Origin of the sequence: Hirschia litorea, assembly GCF_042665075.1 — a bacterium.
Classification (GTDB): domain Bacteria; phylum Pseudomonadota; class Alphaproteobacteria; order Caulobacterales; family Hyphomonadaceae; genus Hirschia; species Hirschia litorea.
On sequence record NZ_JBHTBR010000005.1, the window covers coordinates 634022 to 649921 of the forward strand.

Annotated in this window: 10 protein-coding genes; 7 read left to right on the forward strand and 3 right to left on the reverse strand. The window is 44.7% G+C overall.

Going from position 1 to position 15900, the window contains the following annotated elements:
* Positions 1-54: 54 nt before the first annotated feature.
* On the reverse strand, positions 55-2328 hold the full coding sequence (locus tag ACFQS8_RS11655) for a TonB-dependent receptor (RefSeq protein WP_382167574.1): 2274 nt from the start codon (positions 2326-2328) through the stop codon (positions 55-57).
* Between the two features lie 902 nt (positions 2329-3230).
* Between ACFQS8_RS11655 and bcsA the strand changes: the two genes are divergently transcribed.
* The 5 genes from bcsA (at position 3231) to ACFQS8_RS11680 (ending at position 12803) form a co-directional block, all read left to right on the forward strand.
* Complete coding sequence (bcsA, locus tag ACFQS8_RS11660) at positions 3231-5411, forward strand: UDP-forming cellulose synthase catalytic subunit (protein WP_382167576.1); 2181 nt, start codon at positions 3231-3233, stop codon at positions 5409-5411.
* Positions 5408-7618 (forward strand): cellulose biosynthesis cyclic di-GMP-binding regulatory protein BcsB, encoded by a 2211-nt coding sequence (locus tag ACFQS8_RS11665; protein ID WP_382167577.1) that lies wholly within the window; start codon positions 5408-5410, stop codon positions 7616-7618. The genes bcsA and ACFQS8_RS11665 overlap by 4 nt, the downstream gene beginning before the upstream one ends.
* Entirely contained in the window at positions 7619-10189 is a 2571-nt protein-coding gene (locus ACFQS8_RS11670; protein WP_382167579.1) for a cellulose synthase subunit BcsC-related outer membrane protein, read from the forward strand. It abuts the gene before it with no gap.
* 7 nt (positions 10190-10196) lie between these two features.
* Positions 10197-11552, forward strand: coding sequence for a PAS domain-containing protein (locus ACFQS8_RS11675; protein WP_382167581.1), 1356 nt, complete (start codon positions 10197-10199; stop codon positions 11550-11552).
* A gap of 177 nt (positions 11553-11729) precedes the next feature.
* Positions 11730-12803 carry an alpha/beta fold hydrolase gene (locus tag ACFQS8_RS11680; RefSeq protein WP_382167583.1) on the forward strand — a complete coding sequence of 358 codons (1074 nt, stop codon included), beginning with the start codon at positions 11730-11732 and terminating at the stop codon, positions 12801-12803.
* On the opposite strand, the gene ACFQS8_RS11685 is transcribed toward ACFQS8_RS11680, so the two are convergent.
* Together ACFQS8_RS11685 and ACFQS8_RS11690 are read right to left on the reverse strand one after the other, a co-directional pair.
* Entirely contained in the window at positions 12800-13231 is a 432-nt protein-coding gene (locus tag ACFQS8_RS11685) for a hypothetical protein (RefSeq protein ID WP_382167585.1), read from the reverse strand. The two genes, ACFQS8_RS11680 and ACFQS8_RS11685, sit on opposite strands and share 4 nt — an antisense overlap.
* A 206-nt stretch (positions 13232-13437) precedes the next feature.
* Positions 13438-14424: a 2-hydroxyacid dehydrogenase gene (locus tag ACFQS8_RS11690; protein WP_382167587.1), complete on the reverse strand. Its 987-nt coding sequence runs from the start codon at positions 14422-14424 to the stop codon at positions 13438-13440.
* A gap of 168 nt (positions 14425-14592) precedes the next feature.
* Here ACFQS8_RS11690 and ACFQS8_RS11695 point away from each other — a divergent pair, with 168 nt between their 5' ends.
* Both ACFQS8_RS11695 and fabA read left to right on the forward strand, forming a co-directional pair.
* Positions 14593-15186, forward strand: coding sequence for an SH3 domain-containing protein (locus tag ACFQS8_RS11695; RefSeq protein ID WP_382167589.1), 594 nt, complete (start codon positions 14593-14595; stop codon positions 15184-15186).
* Positions 15187-15327: 141 nt separating this feature from the next.
* Positions 15328-15858 carry a bifunctional 3-hydroxydecanoyl-ACP dehydratase/trans-2-decenoyl-ACP isomerase gene (gene fabA / locus ACFQS8_RS11700; protein WP_382167591.1) on the forward strand — a complete coding sequence of 177 codons (531 nt, stop codon included), beginning with the start codon at positions 15328-15330 and terminating at the stop codon, positions 15856-15858.
* Positions 15859-15900: the final 42 nt, after the last annotated feature.

The following is a 15900-nucleotide window of genomic DNA, read 5'->3' on the forward strand; positions in this document are numbered from 1 at the left end:
AACCCGCCTGACGCAACACGACGCCAGACGGGTAAAGGAAGAAAAAAACTTGATTTAGAAGCTTACGCCGAAATCAACACCCCAAGTCAGAGGAAGCTCCGCATATACGTGGTTCGTACTTGTTGTATTGCGGTAGTATTCTTTATCTGTAAGGTTTTTACCCCACAAAGATACACGCCATCCTTTGTCCTCAGGAGCATATCCCACACGTGCATTCACACGTGTTCCCGGTGATATGAGAGAGCCTGGGTTGTTTGCAACCAATGCATATGAATCTGCTTCATACGCAAGGTCACCACCAAATTTCACATATCCATCAAATGCTGGAATTGAATATTGGAAACCGAGTGATGCTTTTGTTTCTGGCGCATTTTTAAGCTGAGATGCTTCACCACAAGCGATAAGTTGTGAGTCACGCATTGCACCCGGCGTCGATGATAGCCCAGGACATGCAGCATCTGCTGGTCCAGCCACAGCTGGATCAATTTGCTTAATAATACCCGCATCAGCGGCAGTTAGGTTTTGATACTCAGCATCCAACCAGCTACCATTCATGTAGAATTCAAGATTGTCCGTTGCAAACCATGATGTCTCCAACTCAATACCTTGAATTGCAGCTTCACCCACATTGGAACGCGTGAAACCTACACCCGGAACCGTCGCGGAAATTTGCAAATCTTCATACGAGTTGTTGAAATAAGTCAGGTTGAAACGCACTGCGTTGTCAAACAAATCACTACGAATACCTGTTTCCCAAGACACAAGATCTTCTTGAGTTACAGGAAGGAAACAAGATGCTGCAGCAAAACAGTCAGGAGACACACCGGCACTTTTAAAGCCGTTTGATACAGAACCATATACCATGATGCTGTCTGTAGCTTGATAGCTTGCTTTCACAGAATATGTCAGATTGTCTTCGTCTAGGTTACGCTCAAGAGGGAACGCTACTGAAGCCGCACCTGGCGCTCCAGAAGACCCAACAACATCACGTGTTTCTGTGGTGTAACGCAATCCACCTGTTAGGGTAATTTTGTCTGTAGCTTCAAAGTTTACTTGCGAGAAAGCTGCAGCAGAATTGGTATCAATTCCCACGCTAAACGGGAAGAAGAACACAGAGTCTAGCTGAACTTCTTCATTATAGAAGAAAGCACCAACCATATAGTTGAACGGACCATCAAACGCAGAAGATAGTGTAAACTCTTGGCTCAACTGGGATTGATCAGTTTGTTGTGAGAAAGGGAAACCAATGTGAGATGACAAGTCATCTTTCATTTGGCGATAACCCGTCAACGACGCGAAATCATAATCACCAATTGCACCATCAATTTTCAATGACGCACCGGAAATTTCTACTTCACTACTAAAGTTCGCAAAACACCCAACTTGTTGGAAAATTTGAGGTGCTGGGGAACAAACTGCGCCCGGTACAGGCTCGATAGTGAAAAGATCATTGTCTACATCTGTAACGACTGATGGGTCATTACTTGAAGTCAAAATTGTACTTGGTGATGGGTCTGAATTGTCTTGCGTGTGATCAGCAGCAAATAATAGTGACCAATCGTCATTGAAGTGGTGCTTCACAGAAATACGTGCCGCTGCAACTTCTTCTTTGCCCAAATTGTCACGTGCCAAACCAGCAGATGCACCATTTGGGTTTAACTCAAACAAACCATCACGCTCTTTATATACACCCGATACACGTACCGCAGTGTTATCGCCAAGTGCTAGATTTCCCATGCCTTTGAAGTTGAACGAACCGTAATTACCAATACCGGCAGATAGGTCACCAGCATTCTCATCTTGTGGCTCCACACTCACAAGTTTAATTGCACCACCGTTTGTGTTACGGCCATATAGAGTACCTTGTGGTCCACGAAGTACCTCAACACGTTGTGTATCAACAAGGTCAAGAAGTGATCCGATAGAGCGCCCTAGGAAAATACCATCCAGATAAATCCCAACAGCTGGGTCAACAGCACCACGTGATTCATCTTCCCCGATACCACGGAAATAAACACGTGCTGAACTAGAAGTACCACCACCTGTTACGATCACTGCGCTTGGTATTTGTGAAGCAATGTCATTTACATCGCCAATTTGACGATCTGCTAATTGCTCGGCTGAAAGAGCAGTCACCGCCACTGGAACTTCTTGTAGGTTCTCTTCACGACGTTGTGCTGTAACAGTTACGACACTTAGTGTTTTTTTAGCCTCTGCTGGTTGCTCGCTAGCGACTTCTTGCTCTTGTGCAAACGCTTGTGGCGCGAAGCCAGTTGCACATAAACCTGTCAGCGCCACAGACGCCGTCAAAATATTTTTAAAAGTCATATAACCTCTCCCGTTAATGGACATTTACCTCTCCCATTTTGTAATTATGGACAAATGATATATCCTTTTATCCAAATGGCAAATACTGTTTTTGGGTTCAGGAAATAGGCAACCAAAAACCAATAATAACAATAAATAACAATGAGTTAGGTGAATTATTGGTTTATAAAACGCCTACTTACAAAAGCCGCGGCTTGAATTTTTGTTGCTCCAAAGCCACAAAATCTCCGCCCATTCATCTTTCAAAGTTAATTCGGGACAAAAAAAGGGGCAGCAACGTAGATATGTTTAGGACTTAACCTGTCTAAATGGTTAAATTCATCTCGTAAAAAAAATTATTTGGTGTGATTTTTCGAAAAGCTCTGTCATGCGATCTCCATACAGCAATTGGGACACAGCGCCTCGTCTAAGAAGACCTATCTCCATAATACGACACCAAATCCAATAGCATCCGCTCCGCACTGACACTCGCCACATCGCGATAATAGACTCAGCACTATGCTTAATTAGTGTTCAAAAGCTCTTCGAAAATTTTGAACAAAATCATGAAGAGAAGCGGCACTTTTATTTACGCTCCCATGCTAAAAAGAGAGAACTAACCAAAGATTGATAAAACCATGACCACTAGAATTAAAAACTCAAAAGATGACCTGATTAACCTAACAAAAATTTGTGGGATGATTATGCTGTTAAGTATTTCAATGGCGTCATTTCGCGATATTTCTAGCGTAATCCTAGGGATTGCCTACTAAGGGTTAACCAACAAGATCACAAAATTTACGGTTGTATAGATGCATTCGTAAACACACTTCGTTGAATTTAGCCGCACGTCTTGGCCTAAATATTCAATATAATTTGCAAAGAATGTTGGACAAATAATTCCAAACAGATTGCAAATTCCGATGCACACACATCAATATACAGGCAATAAGCATGCCCCACTCAAGACGGTTTCTGCCGTTCTTGCCCTATTGTTTGTGTCCATTTTATCAGCAACGCCGCTTGAACTTGATACGCAAGTGCTCCTTGCGAGCTTTACAGTCATCATCTTTTTTACTGTAAACTGGATAAAGCCTCCTTCTGGTCCTCTGCGCGTCTTCCTGTTTCTACTGACTGTCTTCACATCCACACGCTATATTCTCTGGCGAGCAGCTGAAACGCTTCCGACAGACGAATTTCTACCCTTTGTTTTTGGGTTAGCCCTTTTTGGAGCCGAAATTTACGGCTTCGTCATTCTGCTGCTTTCAACTTTTTTGTCTGTGGATGTATTTGAGCGCTCACCTCAACCCGCGCCTGTCTCCATAGATAAAAGCCCAAGTGTAGATGTACTCATTCCAACCTATAATGAGGATGAGATGCTGCTGGAGGTCACTGTTCGCGCCGCTACTGCAATCAATTACCCTGCTGAAAAACTAAACATCTATGTGTTGGATGATGGCGGAACAGACCAAAAATGCGGACAATCAGATCCAGAAAAAGCCCAAGCTGCTAAACAACGACGTATCGACCTTCAAAAACTTTGCGAGCGCACAGGTGCAACCTATCTTACGCGCGAGAAGAACGAACACGCAAAAGCGGGTAACATCAATTCCGCCCTAAAGCATACTAATGGTGAACTTATCTTGATCCTTGATGCGGATCACGTTCCCACCAAAGATATTCTCACACGCACTGTCGGTCATTTCACGAAGGATGATAAACTCTTCCTCGTTCAAACGCCGCATTTCTTCCTCAACCCTGATCCATTGGAAAGAAACCTTGGTACATTCAATGATATGCCAAGTGAAAACGAGATGTTTTATAACATCATCCAAAAAGGGTTGGATGGATATAACGCGTCTTTCTTCTGTGGATCTGCCGCGCTATTGCGCCGGAAATACATTATGGAAATTGGCGGCATTCAAGGTGACACAATCACCGAAGATGCAGAAACAGCTCTTGAATTACACTCTCGTGGATATCGTAGCGCTTATGTCGCCCAACCCATGGTGGCAGGTCTTTCGCCTGAAACATTTTCTGGCTTCATTGTTCAGCGTATGCGCTGGGCGCAGGGCATGGCTCAGATTTTCATTCTAAAAAACCCTTTGCTTAAAAAAGGTCTCTCCCTATCTCAACGTCTAGGGTATCTAAATTCCTGTTTCTTCTGGTTTTTCCCTCTTGCCCGCATGGCGTTTGTATTTGCGCCCCTATTATATCTGATATTTGGTATTCAGGTGTATGACGCATCCATCACCGACTTTTTCGCGTATGGCGGCCCTCACATTGTCGGCGCTATTTTACTTTCTTCCGCATTATATGGAAAAAGCCGCTGGGTTTTTGCATCCGAATTATATGAAATTATACAGTCCGTGCATTGCGCTGGCGCTATTTTGGAAGTCTTCAGAAACCCACGCGCGCCAACATTTGCGGTAACGCCCAAGGGTGAAGACCTCGACACAAACTTTATTTCGCCACTCGCTCTGCCCTTTTATTGGCTCATCAGTCTTGTGCTCTTTGGCGAAGTAGCGGGCATACTCCGCATGGTGTTAAACCCTCAAGATGCAGGCTTTATGGCTGCTGGTTTAATGTGGAACACCTTTCATCTCATTCTATTGCTTGGCGCACTTGGTGTTCTCTTTGAACGCTCCCAACGCCGCGCCTTCCCCCGTATTGAGCGAAATTCTGAAATCGCAATTCTTATTGAAGGGGAATCCTTCAGAACTGTGACAACAGACCTATCCGTTCACGGTATGGGGATCGAATTTACAACAGAATTTAGAGACATTTTAGAAGTTGGCGACAGCGTCCAGATCAACGCCAAAGACTTAGATAGTCCCGACAGCCATATGCTCGACCTTGTTGTGCGATCTGTCTTTGAAAAGAATAACAAAATCCTCGTTGGACTTAGCTTCAAGTTAGAAACCGCTGCGCAATGGAAAGCGATCGTTTCGCTAGTGTATTCCAACAGCAAAAACTGGAGTCAATTTCAAGAAGTTCGCTCCACTTCCAACAACATGTTTGGAAGCATTTACTTCCTGATCCGTACAAGCGTTGTGCGCGCTTTTGAACACTTCACCGAAATTCTGAGAACGGTAAAAATATGAAAAAGATATCACTAAGCGCCCTTTGTGCGGCCAGTCTAATCAGTATTCCAGCCACCGCTCAAATTGCACCTGAGGCAAGCACATCAGCGCCTTTTGCAGATGTGTACGCGCGATATGAAGCACCCGCGCAAATTCAAACTGAAAAACTTGCCGATGGACGCTATAAAGTACGTGCACCCCTATCTCTCCTTAGGTCAGCGCAAGGCAGCATTCATTTAAGCGGCGCAAACGCAAGAGAAACGCTCTATGTCAATATTGCGCCACAAGCGCGCATTGATGATGCACGTTTACTCCTGCGCCACGCATCATCCAGCGCCATGGACGGGATGTCTCCGCATTTGCGAGTGTCGATCAATCAGCAATTCATCGCGCAAGTGAAAGCATCTACAAGTCAAACATCCGTTTTGGATGAAATTGTATTGGACAAACAAGCGCTGTCTTCAGGTTTCAATGCCATCGAATTGAATGCGATTCAGCGTCATACTATCGAATGTCAGGACCCGACCTCACCCGAACTTTGGACTGATATTGATACCCTACGCTCAACGATAGAATTTACATACACACGCCGCCCATTTGCCGGCACACTTGCAGACCTTGATGCAGCGATTTCGCCTGGCCTCGCAGGAATTGAAAAAATCAGCATTGTGACAGCTGAGAACATCAACAAAAGCCACCTAAAATGGGGTGCATTGATTAGTCAGGCCATTGCAAACCGTCTCGACTATAAAATTCCAGATATTTCACACTCAACCGCCACACGCATTGAGTCCGAAACCGCGATTGGACCCGCGCCTTACCTATCCACAAATACTCAAGATAGTGATCTCATTCTTGTCGGCACATTTGAAGAAATCGGACAATATCTATCTATAGATCCTGCAAGCGTCTCTCAAGAAGAAGGCTATTTAGCCATAGGCCCCTCTCCAGCGGACCCGTCTCGCTTTGTTATAATTGCCAGTGGTCACAACGCAAAGAGCGTTGGCCTTGCCATTGATGCACTGGGCTTAAGTTCTTTTCCATTCGCAGATACAAATGAAGCGCGTATCCTCGAAGAAGATGCTGTTTCCAATGTCAATTTTGCAGCAAGTGCTCCGTTGCAAAGTGGTAAATCATACACATTCAAAGATTTAGGGCTGAACACAACATCTATAACCGGATCGCAATACGCTCAGGCTGCTTTGAATTTTGAAATGCCAGCCAACTATTTTGCCACCGAACAAGACATCGTTGAGTTAGAATTAGACTATGCTTATGGAGCTGCGCAAGATCCTGATTCTGTATTAAATATCTTCGTAAATGATGTTTTCCGTAAAGCCATCACCTTATCTAATCCAGATGGAGAAGCGACTGCAGGATATAAAATCTTACTGCCTTCCCGTGTCCTCCAACCGGGCCCCAATAAAGTAAGTTTCAAGGCTGAGCTAAATAAATCGCAAATAGGCAAATGTGCGCCGCGCAATCTAAGAAACCTAGCTTTCATTTTGGAAGGTAGTTCACTTATCCGCCTGCCCGATGCGCAAACCTATGTTGAATTACCCAATCTGGGCCTAATGAAGAACACAGGCTACCCCTACTCGGGTGTGGAGACAGAGAAATTCTCTATTCTCGCCGCAGATGCAACAAGCCCCAACCTTGCAGCAGTCTGGACACTAACAGCAAAGCTTGGGCAAATTCACAAGGCATGGTTTAGCAATGTCGATATGGATTTTGGTTTAGTCCCACCTGCCAACAACACCCTGTTAGTTGGAGCTAAATCAACACTAGATCCAATTTTAAAAAGCCCATTCATCCTAACGCCGTCCAACAATGGACGACACAAAAGCCTCTATGAACTCGCCAACCTTGGACGCAATGGTGCGGTCATATCAGGAGAGAACCCATCGGCAAATGAAACCTTGCTAACCGTGGTAATGGGACAAAACGCTTCGACATTGGAAAATGCAGTCAAAAACCTCGTTGAACCGAGTCATTGGAGTCAGTTGGATGGCGGTGCCGCCGTATGGCGTGAAAAGCCATCTACTTTTGCGACTCAATCTGCACAAGATACTTATTTTGTCGGCAACTTAGAAGCCGCTGAACGTATTGCGTTTCACAATGCGAAAACACCTCTGAAATGGCTTTTAATCATGGGTGGGCTTTTATTTGGTGTTGCCTCAATTCTAGCATTTGTCGCTCGCTATATGAGAAAACGGAACCAACCTTAAATGGCTCCCTTTATCAAAAATATCCCTAAACATTTGCTGATCGGGCTAGCTGTCTCATTGAGTTTGAGCAGCGCAGCCTCATCGCATGCAGATACATCAAACGCTATCAGTGTGACGCGTCTGGGGATACCTGTATCGAAAGTCGATCTTGCCGAGGAGTCAAACCCCACCCAGCTTCAAAACAAGCCCCTTGTGGAAGTGAATGATCAGCCTATTTGGGCAGCTATAGAAAATGGCCAATGGCAATTGGCTGCAAACCTTCTATCCCAGACACAAACCAATTTTCCAAATTGGACCCCTTCCAAAAATTTGACTTTAACCTTGCGATCTGGACAACACGATCACCAGATTAAGAGCATGGTCAGAGCACAAGACTGGCAAGGCATACTCTCTGCTACAGCAGATACTAAGCACTGCTTATCTGAAGGGGACCACTGGGCGCGCACGCTTGCACTAGCAAGCCACCAGAGCAGCAACAAGTTAGCTGAATATCAAATTTCAGCACTCGATCACTGTAATACTCCATCTCGTCAGATTAAAATCCTCGAAAGCGCCACCCAATTTCTAGATCTTGCGGACTTGATGGCTATCCGCTCCCGTTTTAAAGGCAAAGCGCTTACACCCGATAGCGTGAATGCGTGGGTAAACCTTGAAAAAACGATAAAAAACAAACAGTTTGATGCATTTTTCACAGATCAAAAATGGCAAAATGCTTTAAGTCTTGCTGATGAAACTCATAACGCCAGCATGTATAATCAAATTGGCTGGGCTGTGTTGGCTGAAAATCCCGTGCTCGCACACAAGGCTTTTACCGCTTCTCTATCTATAGAAAAAGACATAAATATTCTTTATGCACAAGCACTTAGCGCCTTTAACATGGGCGATATTTCTTATGCCCTAAACATAAATCCCACTCCAGATATTATCCAATCTGAAAAATGGTCCGCGCTACGCGCCAACGCCCAATTAAAGCTTTCACAAACCTCACTATCAGAAGAAAACTGGCAAACTGCCATAGATTACGCAAATGCAGCGATAGACATTTCCGAGAAAAGCACACCAGATGCACAAGCCATTATTGGATCAGCTTGGTTGGGAATGGCACAAAAAGCTTATGAAAACAAAGACTACGCACAAGCTGAAACTTTAGCCTTTCAAGCCGCACAGAACGGTGCCCCACTTCGTGACGCTAAAATGCGTGAGGCATGGTCCCAGTATCACCTCAAAAAACTAGATTTGGCAGAAGCCAATTTCGCAGCACTTTATCTTGATCAACAGGATGAAGAATCCAGTCAAGGGTTGTATTTTGCCGCAAGCGCAAATCAACATCTAGATAATCTAGAAACACTTTCTAGCCTTGTCGGTGGCCCTCTTGCTGAAAAAGTCAAAGCATCAAAAGCTGAAAGTGCTTTTGCTCGCAATGATTTCTCTACAGCTCTAAAGTTAAACGATAAATTCGAAAAAGATCTCGCGGGTATTGATAATTTATGGATCGCTCAAGCTATATCCATGCGTCGCACAAACGGCGTTGAGGGAGCCAATCGACTAAGCGCCACACACACCCGTACATCTATAGGAAATACATTTAATACCAACATCTTAGAGGCTGGCATAGCGACTATTTCAACCGATGCTGGACGCGCTAAATTGACGGCAAATGTTGGCACGCCTAATTTCGCCAATGATTCAGGAAAAGAACTAGGCGTATCACCATTCCTATCATGGCAACGTGAGGGCGAAACCCAATTCGCTGCTTTGATCACAACCACACCTATCAACGAAAACACATCCACACGTCTGGTCGGTGAATTAAGCTTACACCGCCGCAAAGCACGTGAAGACTTCCGAATCAAAGCCAGCCTGTTTTCCATTCCCCGCGATGATAGTCTTACGTCCCTATTGGGTCGCAAAGACCCTGCTTCTACCATTGCTTATGGGCGTATCGTTGAGAGCGGCCTAAAGGGACAAATCGCAAAAACCTTCAAAGAACAATTCACTGTGACGACAGCAGCAAATATAAGCGAGCTAAGTGGACAAAACACAATTGATAACACGCACTTAGGCGCATCCCTCGCTGCTACGACGTCTATCCAGCACCAATCATTTGATTATATCGCGGCTGGTCCATTTTATGGTTTTGATACATATGAAAAAAATTCCAACCACCACACAATTGGACATGGCGGCTATTTTAGTCCTCAACAGCATCATCGCGCCGGCATAAGTCTACATGCCCAAACGCGAGAAGCACGCCAAACAATTGTACGTGTAAATGCGTCTACAGCATATGAGTCTGTGAAAACTGACCCGTCTTTGGTGCTACCATTAAATGGACCAGATGGAGATGAGTTTTCAGGTTCTTCAAATACAGGGTTTGCTGTGTCAGCAGACGTCATAGCCATGCATCGTCTAAATGATAAATGGTCCATTGGTGCCGCAGCGAGCGTCATTTCATCGAATGCTTTTCAAGATGTGCGCGCAGGCATCACTTTGCGTTTCACACCCAAGGGCCGCGCCTCAATGACAAGCAGAGACTTTAAGTTCGATCCTTTAAACAGAGATATTTGGTAATCATAAGATGACAAATACCACCACTTCCGAGATATTTAAGTCTAGTCGTAACAGAGACTTATCTTCTCCTGCGCTCGTTATTGCTTTATACGCAATGGCCTTTGTCACGTGCTTTATGGGGCTTGCACTTTTTGTCTATTTGACCGGACAGAAGATCGCCAAAGAATATTCTCATGAGCTTCGTGCCTCTGCCCAAATTGGCTCGCTCAAAATAGAAAATTTGCTATCCAATCTAGAAAAAAATACGCTTGAATTAGCACCTCTTATTCGCGAATTTGATACGATCCCAACTTCTTCAACATCGCAAAGAGACGCGCGTCGTGCCATTTTCCAAATGCTCAAAAACACGCCCATAAAGGCGGTAATGCTGAAAGATGAAGACGGAAATATTCTCCTCCAAATAAGCGAGACAACCAGCGACACTTCCTCAGAGAAGTATACGCAGACTCCATCTCCACTTCAAAAATCAGCTAATTTATTGGAGCAAAGACTAGATATTGTGAGAACAGAAAATGATGATGTCCTCATCTTTCAACGTCCATCATTTCTAAGCCGGAAAACACTTATATTCGTACTCGATGACAAAACACTGGCCAATCTGCTCATTCCACAGAGCACGATGGCAAAGGATATTGATAATGGCTATCTGATAGATAAAGACAATAATATCCTCTCCAAATACGGATCAGAAAATTATTTCGGAGTTCTAGGAAACCGTCTGGAGTTTGATGGGCTGAACACACCAATTTCACCTTTGGAAGAGACACAAGTCAAAACGCTAACATCTCCCAAAAACATCCCGTTTTTGACTGTCGAGTCTGGCCTTTCCGCCTATGATGTAAGGGTGATCTACACCAGCAGCCCCATTAGTTCTGTCTATGTGTTACGAAAAGCCGGCTTGGAGGTTCTAACCTTTATCGGTCCTGGAATACTGGGCCTATTGCTTACAATATCGCTCATTCAGAACGAATGGCATAAAAGCGACCGGCGGCGAAATAACTCAGCTGATGCACTCGCACGCGCTGAAATCGCCAGTGACATGCTGCAAGCAGGCATCATTGATTGGAATGTGAAAGACGCCTCGGTCATTTATTCTCAAGGTTGGCATAATCTCTATGAATACGCCAAAAATCTTAGAAAAAATGAGATTTACGATCATATAGATCGCATTCATCCAGACGATATTGAAAGCGCCAGAAATGCTTATCAAAACATGTTGGATGGAAAAACGAAAACGTTGGAGCACACTCTACGTATTCGCAACAGCAATGGTGAGTATCTAAATATATTTGAGAGATGCAGTGTAAGGCAAGACCACTCGGGCACGCCCAAACATGTGATATTGGTTCAATCACCTATTTAAAATCATATACATAATGTTTTTCTGCTAGAAGAAGATATCTGCTGTCGAAATAAGCAGCCCAATAATTCTAGCTTGCAAGGGCAAACTAATTTAGGGCATTAATGAGGTTCGTGAATTAATATTGCTTGATAAGCAAACATCAAATCACCGCCAAGTTTTAGTTTGGAAATCATCTGTATGGTACGTTTTATAATCGGCGCGTTTTGTTTCACTCTCATCGTGATAATAGCTGCTTGGTTTACATTAAAACGGTCAGATATCCCCTTCTCCAGCCTTGAGCAGCGCTACAGTCTGAGCGCTTCTCATTTTGTGACCTTAGAGAGCGGTGCGCGCGTCCACTATCTAGATTCAGGACCGACCATCGGCCAATACGACCCAAACAAAGACACGCTGCTATTGCTTCATGGATATACCAGCAACTCCTCCGAGTGGAATGAGTGGCTTAAAGAACTGCGTGGTCGATATCGTATAATCGCCGTTGATCTGCCGATGCATGGATTGACTGAATCCGATATGTCATATGTTGAAACATCAAATGGCATGGTGAACTTCATCCAAGATTTTACCACCGCAATTAATTTAGATCACTTCTCAATTGGCGGCACATCACTTGGCGGACAGATAAGTTGGGAATACGCCTTAACCAACCCAGATCGCGTAAATGCGCTTATTCTAATTGGTGCAGATGGTTGGCCTTTAACAGAAAATGATGTGGCCTTTGACCCCATTGTAAAAGACATTCAGCTAAATCCGTGGTTAGCCCCTGTCTTAAAACATTTTGACATGCAAACGCACATCCAAGCGCGCTTGGATAAGTGCTTTTCTGATCCAAGCATTACTGAACAAGCGATGGTAAAACGCTTATCTGATCTCGCGCGTGGACCTGCGCATCGCAAGGGCTTGGTCAAATTGGCGCTTAGAAAAACATCTATTTCTTTGCCAACCCAATTTAAAGACCTAAAGCACCCCACGCTTATTTTACATGGCGAGAAAGATAAGATTATTCCCGTTAGGTTTGCACACGAATTTAATAGTGCAATTCCAAATTCTACACTGATAACTTATGAAATGTCGGGGCATTGTTTAGTCATCGAGACCCCCCGTCGCTCGCTTGATGATGTCTTATCGTTTTTGGAAAGCGTCAGAAAGACTCACACGAACTCAAAAACACAAGTCCTTGAAAGCTCTCCGCCTCGGGCTATTTTGAATTCAAATGAAAATTCTGAAACGGGTTCAGAAGCGGCAAATTAAATGCCCCATTCATTCGCTAAACACCCATTCCCGCGGAATGAAAATTCCTCGACAACATTATGGTGTTCAACAATGAATTGTGTGCTGCACACAGATTTTAATATGTAACGCGGCACCCACACTTTGCGCGCTTCAATATAGCGACGTGTTTGCGCATCACCTGCTTCAGTATCAAATTTTGCTGATGTACGGTAATAACGGTGATCAAAATATCCACCACGCGGCAAGTCTTTAGACTCTTTATATACCCATATCTCACGACCATCTTCTAGACGGTTCACGAGCGTGGGTTTGCCCCATTCAGCAAGTAGTTGCTGGGTCGTTTGTCCTTGGTATTGCGTGAGCTGCTTTCTGTAACCTTCTGCCGTCTCACACGCACCTAATGCGCATACTGCGACAACCATAAGACTTAGAATTTTGAGTTTCATAACAAAAACTCCCCAGTACAGAACGCTACAAGCTTAGATTACATATATGTTAGGATTGTCCTTAAAATAAGTTAATCTGTCAAAATAAATTACAGAAAATTTATATTTTTTCTCGCGAAAGCCTAATTTTTAAAAAAGTCAGCCGCTATCTGCCACATCCCCCATCACAGGGGATGTGTGAGCACATTTTAAATGTACGCACAAAACTAGATTAGGTCGGGAATGACACGATCAGGAACCATGTGACCATCAAGGAAATTCTTAATATTAATGATCACCTTTTCGCCCATCTCAGTACGCGCTTCGATCGTGGCAGATCCCATATGCGGTATGAGAATAACATTCTTAAGTGCCAAAAGCCTTGGATTTATCTCTGGCTCATTCTCAAAAACATCCAGACCTGCCCCAGCAATTTGCCCAGCCTCAAGCGCACTAATGAGTGCCTCTTCGTCAATCACCTCACCGCGAGAGGTGTTAATGATATAGGCGTGCGGTTTTAGCAGCCTTAAGCGACGCTCATGCATAAGGTGGTAAGTTGCCGGTGTCGCTGGGCAGTTTATCGAGATAATATCCATTCGCGATATCATCTGATCTAAACTTTCCCAGTAGGTCGTCGCAAACTGTGCCTCAATGGCCGGTGAAACACGGTTACGGTTATGATAGTGCACTTCCAGACCAAATGCGCGCGCACGACGCGCAACCGCCTGCCCTATCCGGCCCATACCAATAATACCGATGCGTTTTCCGAAGATACGGTGGCCCAGCATCCACGTTGGAGACCATCCTTCGAACTCACCGCGCCGCAGCGCCTCCACTCCCTGCACCATGCGTCTTGGCAGCGCCAAAATAAGCGCCATCGTCATATCGGCAGTATCTTCCGTTAGAACGCCAGGCGTATTGGTGACGACAATACCGCGTTCTGCCGCCGCTTTAACGTCAATATTATCAACGCCAGCACCAAATTGGGCGATCATCTTTAACTGCTTGCCTGCTTTCGCGATTAATCCGGCGTGAATTTTATCCGTCACCGTCGAGACAAAAACATCTGCGCGCTCCAAAGCATCCGCAATGCGGTTCTCTGTAAACGCTTCATCTGTCGCATTTAGCTCAGCATCAAAGAGCTCCACCATGCGTTGCTCAATTGGTTTTGGCAATTTGCGCGATATGACGACCTTTACCTTGTCCCGTGGCATTCAACGTCTCCGTACTTTATATTTTTTATACTGAGCACATAGCAAATCAGCAATAAATTTCCAAATTTTCAACTAAATTCATGGGTGCGGCAAATTTGAAAAATCAGGTTAACAAGCCATTCACCATGGAAGGACATTCTAACTCATCATTAAATGATGGTCATGTTTATGTTCTCGAGTCAAAATGCTCACTTCCGGTGTTTTATCACCGTCACTTTATTATTGCTTACCTGTCAATTCTCTCACGGATTGACCACCAAAGCCTATGCGCAAGCGCATGATGAAGATGAATTCCAAATAGAATCTGCAAGCCTTACGCCATATATTCATCAGGAACAAAATAGGCGTATTTCAAAATTTTCCAGTATGCCCGTACCCCGTTATGCAAGCCTTAAATATGGCGAGGTCAATGGTCGCTTAGGTCCGAGCATAGATTATCCTATCAAATGGCAATACCAACGCAGCGGCTTGCCAGTGCTCGTCATTCGTGAATCTGGTGATTGGCGTAAAATACGCGATCCCCAAGGGGATGAAGTATGGGTTCATGAACGCATGCTCGGCGCACGCCGCACAGGCATCACCTCCGAAATGTTGGTTATGTTCCAAAAACCAGACCAAGAAACGCGGCCGATCGCCGAAGTGTCAATGGGCGTAGTCGCAGATATTGCCGAATGTGAAGGTGATTGGTGTCGCATTGATATTGATGGTAAACGTGGCTGGGCAACACGAAATTCAATTTGGGGTGTAGACGATTTAGGTTAAATACAACCTATTCCCACGCAAGAGGGACCGAACAAAGGGTTTGCCCTTCGTAAACACCGTGCTAACCCCTGTCTTCAAATGTTGCGCAATGTGATGAATTGAATCAATATCACGCGCTACCGTGTATTGGAGAAGACCAGAATGTCTAGCCCTGCTGATTTCCACGAACCTCAAAGTTCGTATTCATATGAAGACCTTATCACATCTAGTGAAGGTAAATTGTTTGGACCGGGAAATGCCCAGCTTCCTGCACCTCCAATGCTCATGCTCGACCGCATCTTGAAAATCAATTCAGATGGCGGCGAAAATGGCAAAGGCCAACTTATTGCAGAACTAGACGTAAATCCTGATCTTTGGTTTTTCCAATGTCACTTCCCAGGCGATCCAGTTATGCCCGGTTGTCTTGGCCTTGATGCCATGTGGCAATTGGTTGGCTTCTGGCTTGGTTGGTCAGGTTCACCTGGTCGTGGCCGCGCCTTGGGTGTTGGTGAAGTAAAATTCACTGGTCAGGTGACAAATGACATCAAAAAAGTACGCTATGAAATCAATATCAAACGCGCAATTCGCGGACGTTTGGTTATGGGAATAGCTGACGGTATGGTTTTCGCTGACGATCAGAAAATCTATCAAGCGAAAGACCTTAAAGTTGGGTTATTTAAACCTGAAGCGTAAGTTCTTATATTCATTGAGGCGGCGCCCTCCTCCACCTGCGGC

Coding starts and splice junctions, on each gene's coding strand:
- ACFQS8_RS11675 (WP_382167581.1), top strand. CDS start 10,197: ATGACAAATACCACCACTTCCGAGATATTTAAGTCTAGTCGTAACAGA.
- ACFQS8_RS11695 (WP_382167589.1), top strand. CDS start 14,593: ATGTTCTCGAGTCAAAATGCTCACTTCCGGTGTTTTATCACCGTCACT.
- fabA (WP_382167591.1), top strand. CDS start 15,328: ATGTCTAGCCCTGCTGATTTCCACGAACCTCAAAGTTCGTATTCATAT.
- ACFQS8_RS11680 (WP_382167583.1), top strand. CDS start 11,730: ATGGTACGTTTTATAATCGGCGCGTTTTGTTTCACTCTCATCGTGATA.
- ACFQS8_RS11670 (WP_382167579.1), top strand. CDS start 7,619: ATGGCTCCCTTTATCAAAAATATCCCTAAACATTTGCTGATCGGGCTA.
- ACFQS8_RS11690 (WP_382167587.1), bottom strand. CDS start 14,424: ATGCCACGGGACAAGGTAAAGGTCGTCATATCGCGCAAATTGCCAAAA.
- ACFQS8_RS11685 (WP_382167585.1), bottom strand. CDS start 13,231: ATGAAACTCAAAATTCTAAGTCTTATGGTTGTCGCAGTATGCGCATTA.
- ACFQS8_RS11665 (WP_382167577.1), top strand. CDS start 5,408: ATGAAAAAGATATCACTAAGCGCCCTTTGTGCGGCCAGTCTAATCAGT.
- bcsA (WP_382167576.1), top strand. CDS start 3,231: ATGCACACACATCAATATACAGGCAATAAGCATGCCCCACTCAAGACG.
- ACFQS8_RS11655 (WP_382167574.1), bottom strand. CDS start 2,328: ATGACTTTTAAAAATATTTTGACGGCGTCTGTGGCGCTGACAGGTTTA.